Source organism: Pseudomonas sp. GM102, assembly GCF_000282555.1.
GTDB lineage: Bacteria > Pseudomonadota > Gammaproteobacteria > Pseudomonadales > Pseudomonadaceae > Aquipseudomonas.
The window spans coordinates 95,991-113,048 of sequence record NZ_AKJB01000058.1; the positions used below are offsets into that span (position 1 = coordinate 95,991).

Here is a 17,058-nt window from a genome sequence, read left to right on the forward strand (position 1 = left end):
TGCTGATGCCGCAAACCATTAGCTGGTTGGGTTTTGAGTGTGACTGCATGCCCATGACTCAACAGAAGGTTTCACTTTGTGTAACTTACTGTTGAGTACCCTTGGCAACGATTTTTCGTCGAGCCCGTGAAAATGGATTGTTACCCAAAAGTCAGTACAAATGGCGCCGCCGCTTTTTGGATGGCTCTGACCACATGAGGTGCCTGCTCTCGATGCTGGGGATAGCGCTCCAACACCACCTCCAACGCAGCCAGCAGTGTCTGGATACGCTCCTTCGGATAGGTGACTTCACATGTCTGTGCAAACTCCAGCAATCCTTGTCGCGACGCAAACATTGACTTGTTGCCCGCTAGATCCAGCGCCAATACATCCTCCGGGATATAAGCCGTGGTATTGACGATGTCATAAGCTGGCGCCAGGTGCGCATCACGTTGCGTAGGCTCCGAGTAAAGCAAGCCAAAATTCTTCAGGTGAGCGTCGCCATTTCCGACGATGCAGCTCAGCGCCACGCTATCGAAGAGTTGATCAAGGGAGGATCGCAGATGCTGCGCGGGGCAGAACAAGCGAATCGCCTTGGCGATTGCTGCATAGCTTTTGCTGTACTTCTGATCGGCTGAAAGCCCCATCAACGCTGCCATGTCCTCGAAGCCAAGTGGATTAAGTTGGTCGTCTCGATCAAAACGACGCATCACAAACAACTTGGCATTGTCGGAGAGGAAAAACTCCGGGACGGGGATGCCCGCCTCCTTGGCAATGGACATGCAAAGGAACTCGTTGATCGCCAGACCTGGAAACTCGTCTCGGCCACTTTTGATGATCAAATCGGAAGTTTTCGAGGTGATTCGTGGTCGCGACTCCTGCTGCTCCGGCACCAGGACTTTCGGTTGAACACCTGAAATACCTGCACGCAGGATGTAGCGATCAAGCAGGTCTGCAAAGATATCTTCCGTGCCGCCCCACGTCAGAATTTCTTCAAGTTTTTCTCCCGCAAATGTCTGCTCCCCCAACAGGGCATCGACCGCCTCCGAGCGCACATGAACCCTGCCGATGGGTGAACTGCTACCAGAAAGAGCGAGTAACAACATTGGGTCAACGTTTACGGTTTTAGCCAGGCGATTACGTAGCTGCTCCAGCACATAGCCTTCCGGCAGGTTCATCTGGAAGATAGGATGCAGGTCTCGTCGACGAAACTCGTCGGGGCGAACGGGCATCGTCAAGCTGATTGCCCTGTTGGGTAATGCATCTTCGTCGTAGCGGAAAATGAAATCTTCCGCGCTGGTGAGGATTCGGCCGCTGCTCCCTTCGGGGGTACTGACTTTGAGCGAGGTCATTTTCATTAAAACAGCTCACCAAGTTCTTCCAGGGTCGGCATGGCTGCCGGAATGACAGCAAATTCGCAATCCAGAGCACCTAACACCCGCGCATAAGCACTCATGCTCACAGAAAGAGTGCCCTTCTCTACTGCGATGACTTTCTGCCGAGTCAGCCCGGCGAGTTCGGCGAGATTTGCTTGCGTCAGGCCACGATTCATACGCTTTTCGCGTATTTGCTTACCTAAGCGGGAGATCAACAGAGAATAATCCATGTTCATTTACCGTGACATTTATATTTAAATGTACCGTATACATAACATTATTGCGACTACCGGGTATTTCGTTCTCTCAGAGGGACACGCCGGAGGCCTTCCATCCACATGAATTTTTCTTCACCCCACCACCTCTCCCCAACCTGTACATTGCCCTCGCTCATTCAAGAAACTACGGTTTGCCCGCGCTCCCGCGGGCTTTTTTTTGTCTGCGGTTTTGTTGGCGGTCAGTTCAAATAGCCCGCGCAGGGGAAACCTTCGGCAGTTCCTGCAGGCATTTCAATCGATACAAATATTCCTGCTCCCCATGCTGCTGCGAACACCGCGCCTGATAACACTTCCTGATCAAACCAAAACCGGCCGCTTCAGCCAGCCGCTGGCTCGCCACGTTGGCCGAGTCCGTGGTCAGGTACAACGTGAAACCGGGCAGGCTTTTGATCAATTCTTCGAGCGCTGTGCGCATATAACCTTTGCCCGAATATTCGATATTGGCCCAGTAGCCGAGGACGTAGCGGTTGCGGCGCCGGGGCTTCAAACCGATGCAGCCGATGATCGTGTGCGCCGCATCGTCGACGATAAACAGCCGCCGCTCACCTGTTTCGCTTTTGAATTCTTCGACTGCCCGCGCGAGGAACGATCTGACCTCGTCCTCGGTGGTGTAGGGTTTGGCCCAGGGCAGAAATTCGGAATGGGTGGTAAAACTGGCGTTAAGCGCATGCTGCAACGCTTTACACCATTCGGGGTCGGGGGCACTCAATCTCAATGTATGAGTGCCCACCGTCAGCGAAAGCTCCATTGCATCTTCCTTGAATTCAAACTCCGTAGCGTCAAACAGTAGCAGTGCCAGGAAGGACACTGCTACTCAGGAGTTCAACGGCCCCCGGCCTAAATCTCCGCGTTGGCGGGTGAACTTGTAAACGGCTCAACGACAGGTCGCTCAGCTTGCTGTCGCACAGGCAGCTCCAACCGCGCCCGTCCATAGAACGCCAACGCCGTCAGCAAACATGCCAGCCATACAAAGATTCCGGCCCAGAAGGTGTGGGACATGTAGTGCCAACCCTGTAGAACCCGCGTCGTGCCGTAGACGAAACCGAGCAGCAACGAGCCGTGCATCAGCGCTTTGGAATACCGCCAGCGGTAGCGGCGAGCCACAAAGTACAGCGCGAGCATCGTGAAGCCGCCCGACGCATGTCCACCCGGCCAGCAACGACCATCGCCTGCGACTTTTAGCAGATCGAAATTCTGGTACCACTCCTTGTGTTCGATTTTCCCGGCGTACTGAGTCGTTTCGACCGGGCAATACACACTGGTGTGGCCTTTTAGGTAGTGGATAACGCCAGTGCTGATGGAAAACGCGAACACCACATAGAGGAAGTCCCGACGGTGTTTACTGGCAAACCGAAGCACCGGCGCGACTTTGATTTTTTCCAGGAACGCGATGATCTTCGAATGCTTTTCAATCTTCAGACGCGGCCAGAGAAACGACAGCAAGGCGCCGATGATCGCAACTTCACCGGTCCAGTTCGGGATGATCCGCGCCCATTTATGGGTGATCTGCTCGAACAGCCGGACATGCTCCAACGGGAACACCCGGGTGGCCGGATCATAAAAAAGATCGCTGAAGGCAATGTCGATTTTAGTCAGGTCAAACAGCAGGAACACCACGACCGCACAGGCCAGCGGAATACCAAAGTTCCCCCAGTAAAAGCGGTAACGGGAAGAAGTCAGCATTGTACGCCCTGATCCAGAGCAATGATGGTGAAGCTCATTCAGTGGTCACCGAGCGCCAGTCAGAGGCTTCGATGAAACCGAGCATGTGCGGCGGCTGAGACTTTTTGGCGGAGATAAACAGGGAAGCGCCGTAACCAAGGGTTGCGGTCGGTAACTTGAGATCTTTTTCCAGTTGCACCATGCATTCGCTGTGGGTCACCAGAATCAGGTTGCGCCCGGCCACCTTGTGCGCCAGGGCATCGCGCAGCATGCTGCCCCTGCAGCGCATCAACCAGTCTTCACCAACGCCGACCTTGTTGAACATGTAACCGGCGGTTTGCGCCGTACGCATCATCGGGCTGTTATAGATGTCGGCCTGATCCAGCCCCAAATGCTCGAACTGCGCGCCGACACTCACCGCCACGCTGCGGGAGCGATCGGTGATGCCATCGTTGCCGATCAGACAGGCAGCCGTGGAATGATCACAACGCTCGACGTGGCGCACCAGCACGATCATGTCGCCCTTGGCCCAACCGGTCGCCAACGCCCGGGCACCCGCCACATTGCCATGGGCCAGGTCCGGGACAGCAGCGGGTCGCAACAGCCAAATCGTCAGCGGAATAACCAACAAGGCAGATGCCAGCACGACTGCGGCGTTTCGATAACGAGCCAAACGGCTCAGATCGATCGAGCGTTTTATCCCGAACAGACTCAGTCTCAATTCCACATCAAGCCGCCTCGCCGGCATGCACCATTTGTCATTCGATGCCGCGAGGGTAAAGAGGCGCGCGTCGGCAACCGGTGAAACCCATGTGAAAACCTTGTTACAAACTTTGCCCAACAAAAACCTTTCAGCTCCCGGGATTGCTGCCGATACAGACCTGCTAACCCCCCTTGCTGGCTCTTAAAACAACAATCTTCCAGCCAACCGACGATCAAGAAGCACAACGTTCCTGGAGGAATATTGATGAATAGCTGGTTCGGTAATATCAGCGTGAACCTGAAACTGGGCCTGGGATTCGGCCTGGTCCTGGCACTGACCTGCGTTCTCGCCCTGACCGGCTGGACGAGCCTGGGCGGGTTGATTGACCGCAGCAACTGGATGAGCGACATCACTCAGCTCAACGCCGGCCTGACCAAGCTGCGTGTGGTTCGCCTGCAATACATGCTGACCAACGGTGACGAAACCGCCGCTCAGAATGTGCAGACCACCCTCGACGGCTTCGTCGCTCAGCAACAATCGTTGCTGTCGAGTTTCAAGAGCCCGGAAAACGTCAAGTTGCTCAAAGAGCAGAGCGCGACCATCAGCGCTTACCAGATATCCCTGAACAAAATGCGCAGCGCCTATCGCACCGGTAACAGCGCCCGCGACGCCATGGGCGCCAATGCTGAAACCGCCAACACGTTGATCGAAGCGATCAGCACCCGCGTGCAGCAAATGCCCCTGAGCGACCAGCGCTTCGAACAGTTCCAGGCCATCACCGCGGCCAAGGAAGCGTTCATCCTGGCTCGCTACGAAGTGCGTGGTTACACGGCCAGCACCAACGCCGAGACTGAGCAAAAAGCCGTCGCCCAACTGGACACGGCCATCTCCAGCCTGAAACAGCTCAATGTGCATTTCGCCGAGACCCAGCAAGACGCCCTGCGTCAACTGGAAACCGCGCTGAGCAACTACCGCAGCGCCTTGCAAGCGTATAAGGCCGCCAACACCGATGCGGTGCAGGCGCGCAAGGAAATGACTGACCAGGGCGCCACCATCGTGACCCTGAGCGACCACCTGTATCAGATCCAGCTCGACCGCCGCGACGCCGAAAGCGCCCAGGCCCGCACGCTGCAACTGATCAGCACCTTGCTGGCATTGCTGGTGGGTGTCATTGCCGCCGTGATCATCACCCGTCAGATCACCGGTCCGTTGCGCGATACCCTGGCCGTGGTCGAGCGCATCGCCAGCGGCGATCTGTCCCAGGACGTCAAAGTGACTCGCCGCGACGAACTCGGCGTGCTGCAGCAAGGCATCGCACGCATGGGCGTGACCTTGCGCGATTTGATCAGCGGTATCCGCGATGGCGTCACCCAGATCGCCAGCGCCGCGGAAGAACTTTCAGCCGTGACCGAGCAAACCAGCGCCGGGGTCAACAGCCAGAAAATCGAGACCGATCAAGTGGCCACCGCCATGCACGAGATGACTGCCACAGTGCAGGAAGTCGCGCGTAACGCTGAAGAAGCGTCCCAGGCCGCAGCCGCCGCTGATGGCGAAGCGCGAGAAGGCGATAAAGTCGTCAACGAAGCTATCGCCCAGATCGAACGCCTGGCCAGCGAAGTGGCGCGCTCCACCGAAGCCATGAGCGTGCTGCAGCAGGAAAGCGACAAGATCGGCAGCGTCATGGACGTGATCAAGGCCGTGGCCGAACAGACCAACCTGCTGGCACTCAACGCCGCCATCGAAGCGGCCCGTGCCGGTGAAGCCGGTCGTGGTTTTGCCGTGGTGGCCGACGAAGTTCGTGGCCTGGCCCAGCGCACGCAGAAATCCACCGAGGAAATCGAAGGCCTGGTGGCCGGTCTGCAGAACGGCACTCAACAAGTGTCGGCGGTAATGAACAACAGCCGTGCCCTGACCGACAGCAGCGTGGCGCTGACTCGCAAGGCCGGCGTGTCACTGGAAAACATCACCCGCACGGTGTCCAACATCCAGTCGATGAACCAGCAGATCGCTGCCGCCGCCGAGCAACAAAGCGCCGTGGCCGAAGAGATCAGCCGCAGCATCATCAACGTACGCGACGTGTCCGAACAGACCGCCGCTGCCAGCGACGAAACAGCTGCGTCCAGTGTTGAACTGGCGCGGTTGGGTAATCAGTTGCAGATGATGGTGAGTCACTTCCGGGTCTGACGTTAAGTCAGCGGTGAATGACAGATCCATTCGCGGGCAAGCCTCGCTCCTACAGGAGCGAGGCTTGCCCGCGAAGACTATCTACCGATCACCAGAGTCGTTCATGCTTCCCATGGATTAATCACCTCAATCCCGGGAAACTCGAAGTCCCGAACATTGCGAGTGGCAATCAATGCTCCATGGGTTCGGCAGATTGCCGCTATTTGCGCATCAGCCATTGATGCCGCTCGACCATTTGCTTCACAGCCAGCGACCAGCGTTGCGTATTCCACCGCGGCATGGGCATCAAAAGGCAAAATCCTTCCGGCAAAGTCCTCTTCGAACATCGCCATCGCATGAGCCTCAAGTTTCTGTTTACGCTTGCCAAACGGGAGCCGGGCAATGCCATGGAGAATTTCCGCCACAGTGACCGCACTAATTGCCAACTCCATTGCTGGCTGTGCATCAACCCAGGCAAGTACCCGAGTGTCAGGTTCAACTCGCATAAACTCTGAAAGAACATTGGTATCGAGCACTATCATTCAGAGAAATCCACCGCTCTCGCTTTCTCTTGGCGTGCAGGTAAATCGAGTTCAACTCCACCGCTTGCGCTGAACCTGTTGCGGATTCGGCTGCCAAGCCCGCTCGCACGATCGACGGCGGCCAATGCTCTTCCCAAAATCAGGCGAGCCTCTTCCTCCATCGAATGCCCATTGTGAGCTGCGGCGATGCGCAGTCGTTCCTTAATCTGATCATCTAGGTTTCGAATAGTGATGCTAGCCATAACGCCCCCTGCAATCAATGAAATCATTGATTGAGGCTAACACACCTTACTTCACTAAAACTTCAGAACTGCCAAACGGACTCAAGCACTAATCGCATTGGTAAACACCAACCGATTGCCAAACGGATCAGCCACAGTCATATCCTGGCTACCCCACGGCATGGCCTGAATCTGTGGGCGAGCGAAAGAATATTCCTTGGCCAACAATTGCTGCTGGAATGCCTCTAGCTCATACGTCTCGATACGCAACGCCGAGCCCGGTGTGCTGTCGCCGTGGTGTTCGGACAGGTGCAGTACACATTCGCCACGCGATATCTGCAGGTATAGCGGGAAGTTTGTTTCGAAGCGATGCTGCCAGTCGATCTTGAACCCCAGGAAGTCGACGTAGAACTCCAATGCCTTGGTTTCATCGAAAATCCGCAGGATTGGGGTGGTTTTGCCGAAGCTCATGGAGTTGCTCCCAGATTGAGAAGGCCCAGAGTGTAGCTGGGCTGGATGTCAGCGCTTCGGCTTGTTTGCGGCTTTCTTTAATTGCGATGTGCCACCATCAGGCGTAGATCAAAAGATCGCAGCCTTCGGCAGCTCCTACAGGGGTTGCGATCTTTCCGGCATCACCGATCACCGAAACCCTTTACGCAAATCCCCTTCCCGCGCCAGAAACCGTCCCTCTCTTCTCCCATTTGCCTGACCTTCGCTGTAACTCAAAACACCATTTATCCACACCCCATCAATGCCCTCCGCCGCCCGTTGCGGATCGTTGAAGTCGGCCACATCGCGAATCGTCGCAGGATCGAACAACACCAGATCCGCCCAATACCCTTCGCGAATTTCGCCACGTTCCTTCAAGCCAAATCGCGCTGCCGACAGCCCGGTCATCTTGTGTACGGCGGTGTGCAGCGGAAACAGTCCGACATCGCGACTGAAATGTCCGAGCACTCGTGGGAACGCACCCCATAAGCGTGGATGAGGAAACGGGTCTTCCGGCAAGCCGTCGGAGCCGACCATCGTCAGCGGATGCGCGAGGATTTTTCGTACGTCGGCTTCGTCCATGCCGTAATACACCGCCCCGGCCGGTTGTAGGCGTCTGGCGGCATCGAGCAACGAAACGTCCCACTCGGCGGCGATATCGATCAATTCCCGGCCACCCATTTGCGGATGCGGTGTGGACCAGGTGATGGTGATGCGATGGGCGTCGGTGACTTGCTTGAGGTCCAGCGTCGAAGAGCTCGCCGCATAGGGATAACAATCGCAGCCCACTGGGTGGGTTTTCGCGGCGCGTTCGAGGGAAGCCAGCAGTTGCGGGCTGCGTCCCCAGTTACCGGCGCCGGCACATTTGAGGTGGGAAATGATCACTGGCGTTTTCGCGTGACGACCGATCTGGAATGCTTCGTCCATGGCCTGCAGCACCGGTTCGAATTCGCTGCGCAAATGGGTGGTGTAAACCGCGCCGAATGCCGTCAGCTCTTCGGTCAATTGCATCACCTCGTCGGTCGAGGCGCAGAAGGCGTTGGCATAGGCCAGGCCTGTGGATAACCCCAAGGCACCGGCCTCAAGGCTTTCGCGCAACTGCTCGCGCATCGCACTGATTTCAGCGGCGCTGGCCGTGCGAAACAGGTCGTCCAGGTGATTGCTGCGCAGCGCGGTGTGGCCCACCAATGCGGCCACATTCAGCGTGGTATTTGCCGCTTCGACGGCGGCGCGATAGTCGCTGAAGCGCGGATAGACGAACGCAGTCGCTGTGCCGAGCAGGTTCATCGGGTCCGGCGGCTCGCCACGCAAACTCACCGGCGCAGCGCTGATTCCGCAGTTGCCGACGATCACCGTGGTCACGCCCTGGCTGAGCTTGGGCAACATCTGTGGCTGGCGGATCACCACTGTATCGTCGTGGGTGTGCACGTCGATGAAACCTGGAGCCAACACCCTTCCGGCCGCGTCGATTTCTTCGCTGGCACTCGCATCGTGCAAGTCGCCGATACGCTCAATGCGACCGTTCAGAATCGCCACATCAGCGGGGTAACCGGGGATGTTGCTGCCATCGATAATCAGCGCGTTGCGGATCAGCGTGTCGTACGTCATGTCAGTCTCCCAGCGGCAAGTGATCGTCGCCGCCGCGGTAGTCGTCCAGGGCCAGTTTGATCCGCCGCAGACGTTCTTGATTGTCTTCAGGATTGGCCAGCGCCAGCTCAGTGGCGAGCACGTCGATGGCCAGCAACATGCCGTAGCGCGCCGCCGTGGGTTTGTAGATGAATGAGGTCTCGGCGCTTTGCAGCGGCAACAGCACATCGGCCAGTTGCGCCAGTGGCGAGTCAGCCCGGGTGATCGCGAGGATTCGGGCGCCGTAGCTGCGAGCCAGGTCCACTGCTTCGAGCAGCTCGGGCGTGATGCCGGTCAGCGAGCAGGCGATGACCGCGTGTTCGGCACCGAGGCTGGCGGCGGTGACGCGCATCATCACCGGGTCATGACACACCGCAATCGGGTAGCCGAGGCGCACCAGCCGCACTTGCAATTCACCGCTGCACAAGGTCGAGCAGCCGCCCATGCCGAAGGCGTGAATCATCCGCGCCTTGCCCAGCAGTTTCACCGCATCGGCGAAGCGCGACTCGTCGAATGCCGACAAATGCTGACGCAGGGTCGATTCGATATCGCCGACGATCTGTCCGTAGAACGCCGACTGCTCGGGTGTACCCGCCGGGTCGAGAAAGCGACTGCCGACGCCGCTGGCCTGGGCCAGTTGCAGGCGCAAATCCCGCAGGTCGCGGCAGCCGACTGTACGTGCAAAACGCGACAGTGTGGCGGTGCTGACTTCCGCCCGCAGCGCCAGCTCATCGAGGCTGGCGGAGGCGGCAAATCCTACGTCGTCGAGCATCAACCGAGCGATGCGTCCTTCACCAGCGCTGAAGGAATCCTGACGGGCGCGGATCTGATAGAGGATGTCCATGGCGGATGGCTCCGACTAAAGCAGGTAAGAAAGACCTACGGTCAAACCGAAGGCGACCACCGAGATGATGGTCTCGAGCACCGTCCAGGTCTTGAAGGTCTGGGTGACGGTCATGTTGAAGTATTCCTTGATCAACCAGAAGCCACCGTCGTTGACGTGGGAAAAGATAACCGACCCCGCCCCCGTCGCCAGCACCAATAACTCAGGATGCGGATAACCCAAGCCAACGGCCACCGGCGCGACAATCCCTGAAGCGGTGGTCATGGCCACCGTTGCGGAACCGGTGGCGATGCGCATCAACGCGGCGAACAGCCAGCCCATCAACAGGGGCGACAGCTGGAATTCATCAGCCAGGCTGACGATCTGATCGGTGACGCCAGCGTCCACCAGAATCCGGTTCAAGCCACCGCCGGCGCCTACCAGCAAGGTGATGCTGGCGGTCGGCGCCAGGCATTCGTTGGTGAACTTGAGGATCGATTCACGATTGAAGCCCTGGGCCAGGCCGAGGGTCCAGAAGCTCAGCAGCGTTGCCAGCAGCAAGGCAATCACCGAGTTGCCGATGAACAACAGAAACTGGTTGAAACCACTGCCCGGGGTGGAAATCAGATTGGCCCAACCACCGATCAACATCAGCACCACCGGCAACAAAATGGTCGCCATGGTGACGCCGAAACCCGGCAGGCTATCGCGCGGTTCACGCTCGAGGAACTGGCGCTCCAAAGGGTTATCCGCCGGCAGCTGAATGCGCGGCACGATGAATTTGGCATACAGCGGACCGGCGATGATCGCGGTCGGAATGCCGATCAGAATTGCGTAGAGCAACGTTTGCCCCACCGACGCCTGATAGACCTGCACCGCCAGCATCGCCGCCGGGTGCGGCGGTACCAGTGCGTGGACCACCGAGAGGCCCGCCACCATCGGCAAACCGACCATCAGAATCGACACGCCCACCCGCCGCGCCACGGTGAACGCGATGGGCACCAGCAAGACAAAACCGACCTCGAAGAACAGCGGCAACCCTACAAGAAAGGCAATACACACCATCGCCCAGTGCGCATTTTTTTCACCGAAGCGGTCGATCAACGTACGCGCCACCTGCTCGGCGCCGCCGGACTCGGCCATCATCTTGCCAAGCATCGTCCCCAGCGCCACCACCAGCGCAATGTGCCCCAGCGTCTTGCCCACCCCGGCCTCATACGCCCCCACCACACCCGACGGCGGCATTCCGGCCAGCAGCGCCAAGCCGATGGACACTAGGGTGATGACGATGAAGGGATTGATCCGGTAACGGGCGATCAAAACGATCAGCGCAATGATCGCGATGGCGGCGTACACCAGCAGCCAATAGCCGAAGGAAAGCGTCATGCGGCACTCCTCGAAAGGGTCACGTCGAATAAGTTGTGAAACTCATAAATCATTTCGACGAGCTACTTTCAAACGAAGTGAAAGTAATTTTCGTGGAGGGATAAGGGATGTCGTGTAGAGGTATGGCAGGTCGTGAGTTATGAAAATCGGGTGGGGGAACTTTCATCCCCTCACCGACTTGCCATCAGAGATTGCGCGATAGCGCCCTGCGTACGCCATCACTGTTCAGCACAGGGCTTTCTGTCTCGGCAGGGGCTTGCTCCGGTGCAGGACTTTCGACCTGGAAAGAGGTTTCAGCCTGGACCGGGCTTTCAACTTGAACAGGGCTTGGTGCAGGGCGGCGATTGGTAATCTGATTCTCCAGTTTCTCGATGTAGGCGTTCAAATCGCTAATCAGCCGCTTCTTGCGCTGGGAACCCTGATACCACGCGTAGAAAAAGTAGCCCGCCGCCGCCAGGAAGCCTAGCCCGGCTGTGGCAAAACCGGCGATGAACAATCCAAGCACGATCAGCACGGTCCTCCACTTAAAGGACGAAAGCTCCAGTTCAGTATTGAGCACCTTCGCGTCACGCAGCACCCAACGCTTGGACGCCGTGTGGTTCTGCAAAATGGTGTGCAGAGGCGAACCATCCTTTTTCAAGGCACTGATCAAAGAAACTTGCTGACCTGTGCGCAAAGGAATATCAACGCCGCGCAGCTTTACATCGTGCTCGATGCCGTCCGGGGTTTTGACCCAGAACTCATGATTGATGATCGAAACAGAACTGATGCGCACAGGCGTCACATCATCGTCGTTACCGTTCACACGAACGCCGCCCGTGGATGTCACACGGGTCTCGCTGAGCTTTTCGCTGCTCACCACTTCACCGCTCAAGACAGTGAAACAAACGGTTTTATCGCCATGGGTGAAGTTGTGCATTTCGATTCCTTGATAGACCCACGTCGATCGACGCGCAGGAGAAAGATCCGTATGCGGCGGATGCTACTAAGTAGCCACTAGACTGTCCAGAATTCGCCCCCCAGTGACGTAGAGCGGGGAACGATCACTCATCGATTTCAGTCGTGATGCTCGCTGGCGCGTTTGAGCAGTTTCTTGCAGCGTTCGGACAAATGCAGCACGCGTAGCTGCTTGCCAGCCTTGGTGTAGCGCTCGCGTAATGTCCTCAGCGCAGCGATGGCCGAGTAGTCGACGAAGCTCAGGTGGCGACAATCAAGGGTCACCTGGGCCGGGTCGTTGGCGGGATCGAACTGGTTGAGGAATGGCGCGGTAGAGGCGAAAAACAGTGTGCCGTGCAGGCGGTAGAGTTTGCTGCCGTCGCTTTCCTGATAGCTGTCGGCATACAGTTCGCGAGCCTGTTGCCAGGCAAAGTTGAGCGCCGCAATGATGATCCCGCACAACACGGCGATGGCCAGATCGGTAAACACTGTAATCACCGTGACCGCGATGATCACCAAGACATCGTTCAGCGGCACCTTGTTCAGCACCCGTAACGAAGCCCAGGCGAACGTCTGCTGCGACACCACGAACATCACCCCGACCAGTGCGGCCAGCGGGATACGCTCGATCAGCGGCGAAAGGAACAGCACGAACAGCAGAATCATAATCCCGGCCACTGCACCGGACAGCCGACCGCGACCGCCCGAGCTGAGGTTGATCATGGTTTGCCCGATCATGGCGCAGCCGCCCATGCCGCCGAACATGCCAGAGACCACGTTGGCAGCGCCCAATGCCACGCACTCGCGATCCGGGTAGCCACGGCTCTCGGTGATCTCGTCGGTGAGGTTCAGCGTCAGCAGGGTTTCCAGCAGGCCGACCAATGCCATCAATATCGCGTAAGGGACGATGATGCGCAGGGTTTCCAGGCTCCAGGGGATGTCTGGCAGTGCGAAGCCCGGCAAACTGCCGGCAATGTGCGCCATGTCGCCCAAGGTGCGGGTCGGCAGGCCGAGCAGATAGACCGCCAGCCCAACGCCCAGAATCGCCACCAGCGCCGGTGGCACGGCACGCGTCAGGCGCGGCATCAAATAAACGATGGCCATCGTCAGCGCCACCAGCCCGACCATCATGTACAGCGGCGCACCACTCAACCAGCCGTCACCGCTCTTGAAGTGCTCCAACTGGGCCAGGGCAATGACAATCGCCAGGCCGTTGACGAAGCCGAGCATTACCGGGTGAGGCACCATGCGCACCAGTTTGCCCAGCCTCAACAAACCGAACGCCAGCATGATCAACCCGCCCAGCAGCACAGTCGCCAGCAAGTACTGCACGCCGTGCTGCACCACCAGCGCGACGATCACCACAGCCATCGATCCGGCGGCACCGGACACCATTCCCGGCCGCCCGCCAAACAGCGCAGTCAGGGTGCAGATGATGAAAGCGCCGTACAGCCCCATCAATGGATTGAGGTGGGCCACCAGCGCGAAGGCGATGCATTCGGGCATCAGTGCGAAAGAGGTCGTGAGTCCGGCCAGGACATCGGCGCGCAGACGTATGGGTTTCATGGCTTACCTAAAAATACAGGCGGGAGAAGAGAGGGCGGATGTTACGGAATTGAGGGCGGGCCGACCAGTGAATGGGGCACCGGAAACGCTTTCGCGAGCAAGCCCGCTCCCACATGGGCCCTGTGCCGTTCCATTATCGTGAATCGACGCAAGTCCACTGTGGGAGCGGGCTCGCTCGCGAAGAACGATGACGCAATCTCCGAATCAGCCCTTGAAATCCGCAATCGCATAAGCCGCCAATTTGCCCTGGATGAAGTCCAGGAAGCACTGAATCCGTAGGGCAAGTTGCGAGTTGCGGTAGTACACCGCGTTGATCGGTTGGCGATATCCGCTGTTAAATTCCGCCAGCAGTACCTGCAAGCGCCCGGCGTGGATGTCGTCGATGGTCATGAAGTGCGACAGGCAAGCAATGCCTTGGCCGGCCAGCGCCAGGTGCCTGACCGTCTCGCCACTCGACGCACTGATCGACGCCTGGATCGGCCAGCGGTCACCGTGGACATAGCGTAGCGGCCATTGGTTGAGGCCTTCATTGTGGGTAAAGCCCAACAGCTTGTGCTCGGTCAAATCCGCGACAGCGCTCGGTACGCCGTGTTGTTCCAGATACGCCGGGCTGGCGACGATGTGCAGCGGGCTGCAACCCAGGGAGCGGGCGTGCAAGGTCGAGTCGGCCAGCGTGCCGATGCGGATGGCAATGTCGGTACTTTGTTCGAGCAGGTCGATGATCAGGTCGTTGCTGTTGAGTTCGAGCTGGATGTCTGGGTAGAGACGGCGGAATTCATCGATGTACGGCACGATGGCGTGCAGCATGAATGGCGAGGCAGCATTGATTCGCAGACGTCCGGAGGGGGTTTGCTGGCGTGAGGACAGGCGCTCTTCGAGTTCGTCCATCTGATCGAGAATCAGCTTGGCGTGCTCGAAGAAGTACTTGCCCTCCTCGGTCAGGTCCATGCGTCGCGTGGTGCGGTTGATCAGCGTGGTGTCGAGCTTGGCCTCCAGTCGCGACAGCGTGCGGCTGACCGCCGACGGCGTTTGCCCGACCTGTTCGGCCGCAGCCGAAATCGATCCGCACTCAATCACGCAGACGAAAATCTGCAACTCATCGGATCTGGCTTTCACGTGTGTCCCTTATCGATTGTCCTGCGCCGTTCTACTGCGGAGCGGGGCTTGCCTGTGGCGAGGGAGCTTGCCCCCGTTGGTGCGCGAAGCGGACCCCAAACCTGCCAACGCGGTGATTCAGATAGTCCTCAGTTACTTATTTTACGACGGCTTCGCCGCCGAACGGGGGCAAGCCCCCTCGCCACGGGGCTCCCTCGCCACAGATTCAGTGCCCGCTTCAGACATCGATAGTAGCTGAGCGTTATGCCTTAAGGCCAAACACCTCGCTCAAGTGCCGCTCATAACGCGCCACATCGGCTTCGACGTTAGGGCGTTTCATCACATCGACGCACAAGAAGGTCGGCAAACCGGTCATGCCAAGGAAGGTGTTGGCCTTGTGGAACGGGAAGTACACCGCGTCCACGCCTTTGGCTTCGAAGAAGTCGGTCGGGTCGTCGAAGGCTTGTTGCGGCGCGTTCCAGGTCAGCGACAGCATATATTTTTTACCGTGCAACAAACCGCCGCTGCCGTACTTCTGCGACGCGTCGGAACGCGTGCGGCCATCGCTGGCGTAAAGGCTGCCGTGGCCTTCGGTGAAGACTTCATCGACGTACTTCTTGACGGTCCAGGGGGCGCCCATCCACCAGCCGGGCATCTGATAAATGATCACGTCGGCCCAGAGGAATTTGGCGACTTCCTCCGCGACGTCGTACCCCTCGTCGATGAACGTGGCTTTTACATCCACACCACCGCGATCCAGCACGCTCAGCGCCGCTTCGTGCAACGTCGTGTTGTAGCGACCATCGGAGTGGGCAAATTTTTTGCCGCCATTGAGCAACAGGACTTTTTTCATGGGAGAAATCTCGCAAGGTTGAAATTCGATGGCGGCAGAGTAGCGATCGACCTCGCGTGGAATAAGCCCAGGATCAGCAAAATTCATTTGACCAATACGCACGAATCAGCAGGCGATTATTGCCATAAGCTTGTGCCGATTCTAACTTTCAAGGAAAACCTGATGAGCGAACTGCATGGCTTCATCCTGCACGCCAAGACCCGCCCGGAAAAATCCGCGGCCTTCGAAGCGTTGTTCCGTGCTTATGTCGAACCAAGTCGCGCCGAACCCGGTTGCATCGAGTACCACATGCTGCGCGACAAACAGGACCCGTCGCTGTTTATCTTCTACGAGATCTGGCAATCCCAGGCTCATCTGGATACGCACTCGAACCTGCCGCACATGAAGCAGTTCCTCGACCAGCGCATGGAGTTTCTGGAACGGGATTTCGATATCCGGCCGATCGAGATGCTCAGCACTTCGTCCGCTAGCCGCTGATCAGCAAGTGGCCACCGAGTACGCCGAGGCCGATGAAGAATACGCGCTTGAACAACACGGCGCTGATCCGCTGGCGCAGCCATTGCCCCAACAGCATGCCGAGCACCGCCGGAATCAGCGCCAGCAGCGATGCACTCAACTCGCCACCGCCGAGGGCACCGCGCCATAACAGCCCGGCGGCCAATGCCAGGGTAGAGACGGTGAACGACAGGCCCAGTGCCTGCACCAGTTCATCCTTGCTCAAGCCCAGTGCTTGCAGATAAGGCACCGCAGGAATCACGAAAACCCCGGTGGCCGAAGTGATGATGCCCGTCAGCACACCGCAGAGCGGACCGAGCCAACGCTCGGTGCGACCGCCGATGCGCAAGGTCGGCAGGAACAACCCGCTCAAGGCGTATATCAACAACGCCGCCCCCAGCCCCCGCACCACCCAATGCCCACCGGCCATGCCGATCCAAAGCGTACCGGCGCCCGTGCCGATAAAAATCGCCAGCAGCATCGGCCACAACCGGTTCAGCAGCCTGCGCAAATGACCGCCGAATGCCAGTTGCCAGACGTTGGTCAGCGTCGCGGGAATAACCAGCAACGCCGCAGCCTGCGACGGTGCCATAGCCAGACCGAGCAAGCCCATGGCAATGGTCGGCAGGCCGAGACCTATCACGCCTTTGATCATCCCGGCCAGCAGGAAGGTCGCTATAACCAGCAAGGACAAGGCCAAGCCTAGATGTTGGTAGAACGTGGCGAGTGTATTCATGGGGCTATCCTGAGTCCTAATGGTTGCCTTGGAAATCTGCCATACACTGAGGCTGCCTCTTGATTTGGTAGAGGCTAAAGTTTTCGTTGCGGCTGATGACAGCCTGTGTCGATCACACAGTCCCTGTAG

18 protein-coding genes and 1 pseudogene are annotated in these 17,058 nt (G+C 58.2%); 3 read left to right on the forward strand and 16 right to left on the reverse strand.

Annotated elements, in window-relative coordinates; all coding sequences use genetic code 11:
• Positions 1–140: 140 nt before the first annotated feature.
• The 5 genes from PMI18_RS15345 to PMI18_RS15325 all read right to left on the reverse strand — a co-directional run bounded on the left by PMI18_RS15345 (position 141) and on the right by PMI18_RS15325 (position 4,022).
• Entirely contained in the window at positions 141–1,337 is a 1,197-nt protein-coding gene (locus PMI18_RS15345) for a type II toxin-antitoxin system HipA family toxin (protein WP_007900570.1), read from the reverse strand.
• The gene (locus tag PMI18_RS15340) at positions 1,337–1,585 is read right to left on the reverse strand and encodes a helix-turn-helix transcriptional regulator (RefSeq protein WP_032830757.1); all 249 of its coding nucleotides are present in this window, start codon (positions 1,583–1,585) and stop codon (positions 1,337–1,339) included. The genes PMI18_RS15345 and PMI18_RS15340 overlap by 1 nt, the downstream gene beginning before the upstream one ends.
• 232 nt (positions 1,586–1,817) lie before the next feature.
• Entirely contained in the window at positions 1,818–2,381 is a 564-nt protein-coding gene (locus PMI18_RS15335) for a GNAT family N-acetyltransferase (RefSeq protein ID WP_007900581.1), read from the reverse strand.
• An 89-nt stretch (positions 2,382–2,470) separates the two neighbouring features.
• Entirely contained in the window at positions 2,471–3,316 is an 846-nt protein-coding gene (locus PMI18_RS15330) for a phosphatase PAP2 family protein (RefSeq protein WP_007900585.1), read from the reverse strand.
• A gap of 34 nt (positions 3,317–3,350) precedes the next feature.
• A complete protein-coding gene (locus tag PMI18_RS15325) occupies positions 3,351–4,022 on the reverse strand; it encodes a histidine phosphatase family protein (protein ID WP_007900588.1) in 672 nt (223 codons plus the stop codon).
• A 375-nt stretch (positions 4,023–4,397) separates the two neighbouring features.
• Between PMI18_RS15325 and PMI18_RS31900 the strand changes: the two are divergent.
• Both PMI18_RS31900 and PMI18_RS31905 read left to right on the forward strand, forming a co-directional pair.
• Positions 4,398–5,276, forward strand: a pseudogene (locus PMI18_RS31900) (methyl-accepting chemotaxis protein); the annotation flags it as partial.
• Positions 5,277–5,477: 201 nt separating this feature from the next.
• A complete protein-coding gene (locus PMI18_RS31905; protein WP_411736821.1) occupies positions 5,478–6,182 on the forward strand; it encodes a methyl-accepting chemotaxis protein in 705 nt (234 codons plus the stop codon).
• A 101-nt stretch (positions 6,183–6,283) separates the two neighbouring features.
• On the opposite strand, the gene PMI18_RS15315 is transcribed toward PMI18_RS31905, so the two are convergent.
• The 10 genes from PMI18_RS15315 to PMI18_RS15270 form a co-directional block, all read right to left on the reverse strand.
• Positions 6,284–6,703: a type II toxin-antitoxin system VapC family toxin gene (locus PMI18_RS15315; protein ID WP_007900596.1), complete on the reverse strand. Its 420-nt coding sequence runs from the start codon at positions 6,701–6,703 to the stop codon at positions 6,284–6,286.
• Positions 6,700–6,945 carry a FitA-like ribbon-helix-helix domain-containing protein gene (locus PMI18_RS15310; protein ID WP_007900597.1) on the reverse strand — a complete coding sequence of 82 codons (246 nt, stop codon included), beginning with the start codon at positions 6,943–6,945 and terminating at the stop codon, positions 6,700–6,702. The genes PMI18_RS15315 and PMI18_RS15310 overlap by 4 nt, the downstream gene beginning before the upstream one ends.
• Before the next feature lie 81 nt (positions 6,946–7,026).
• Entirely contained in the window at positions 7,027–7,395 is a 369-nt protein-coding gene (locus PMI18_RS15305; RefSeq protein WP_007900600.1) for a glyoxalase superfamily protein, read from the reverse strand.
• A gap of 168 nt (positions 7,396–7,563) precedes the next feature.
• The gene (locus tag PMI18_RS15300; protein ID WP_007900604.1) at positions 7,564–9,021 is read right to left on the reverse strand and encodes an N-acyl-D-amino-acid deacylase family protein; all 1,458 of its coding nucleotides are present in this window, start codon (positions 9,019–9,021) and stop codon (positions 7,564–7,566) included.
• A 1-nt stretch (position 9,022) separates the two neighbouring features.
• Positions 9,023–9,883 (reverse strand): MurR/RpiR family transcriptional regulator, encoded by an 861-nt coding sequence (locus tag PMI18_RS15295; RefSeq protein WP_007900606.1) that lies wholly within the window; start codon positions 9,881–9,883, stop codon positions 9,023–9,025.
• 15 nt (positions 9,884–9,898) lie between these two features.
• Positions 9,899–11,248 carry a GntT/GntP/DsdX family permease gene (locus tag PMI18_RS15290; protein ID WP_007900609.1) on the reverse strand — a complete coding sequence of 450 codons (1,350 nt, stop codon included), beginning with the start codon at positions 11,246–11,248 and terminating at the stop codon, positions 9,899–9,901.
• Between the two features lie 184 nt (positions 11,249–11,432).
• Positions 11,433–12,167 (reverse strand): hypothetical protein, encoded by a 735-nt coding sequence (locus tag PMI18_RS15285; RefSeq protein ID WP_007900612.1) that lies wholly within the window; start codon positions 12,165–12,167, stop codon positions 11,433–11,435.
• 137 nt (positions 12,168–12,304) lie between these two features.
• A complete protein-coding gene (locus PMI18_RS15280) occupies positions 12,305–13,750 on the reverse strand; it encodes a SulP family inorganic anion transporter (protein WP_007900614.1) in 1,446 nt (481 codons plus the stop codon).
• 204 nt (positions 13,751–13,954) lie between these two features.
• Entirely contained in the window at positions 13,955–14,866 is a 912-nt protein-coding gene (locus PMI18_RS15275) for a LysR family transcriptional regulator (protein ID WP_007900617.1), read from the reverse strand.
• Positions 14,867–15,107: 241 nt separating this feature from the next.
• Positions 15,108–15,698 (reverse strand): NAD(P)H-dependent oxidoreductase, encoded by a 591-nt coding sequence (locus PMI18_RS15270; protein WP_007900619.1) that lies wholly within the window; start codon positions 15,696–15,698, stop codon positions 15,108–15,110.
• Between the two features lie 162 nt (positions 15,699–15,860).
• Here PMI18_RS15270 and PMI18_RS15265 point away from each other — a divergent pair, with 162 nt between their 5' ends.
• Positions 15,861–16,175 (forward strand): putative quinol monooxygenase, encoded by a 315-nt coding sequence (locus tag PMI18_RS15265; RefSeq protein WP_007900620.1) that lies wholly within the window; start codon positions 15,861–15,863, stop codon positions 16,173–16,175.
• Here PMI18_RS15265 and PMI18_RS15260 read toward each other — a convergent pair.
• The gene (locus PMI18_RS15260) at positions 16,165–16,929 is read right to left on the reverse strand and encodes a sulfite exporter TauE/SafE family protein (RefSeq protein ID WP_007900621.1); all 765 of its coding nucleotides are present in this window, start codon (positions 16,927–16,929) and stop codon (positions 16,165–16,167) included. The genes PMI18_RS15265 and PMI18_RS15260 overlap by 11 nt on opposite strands.
• Between the last annotated feature and the right edge of the window lie 129 nt (positions 16,930–17,058).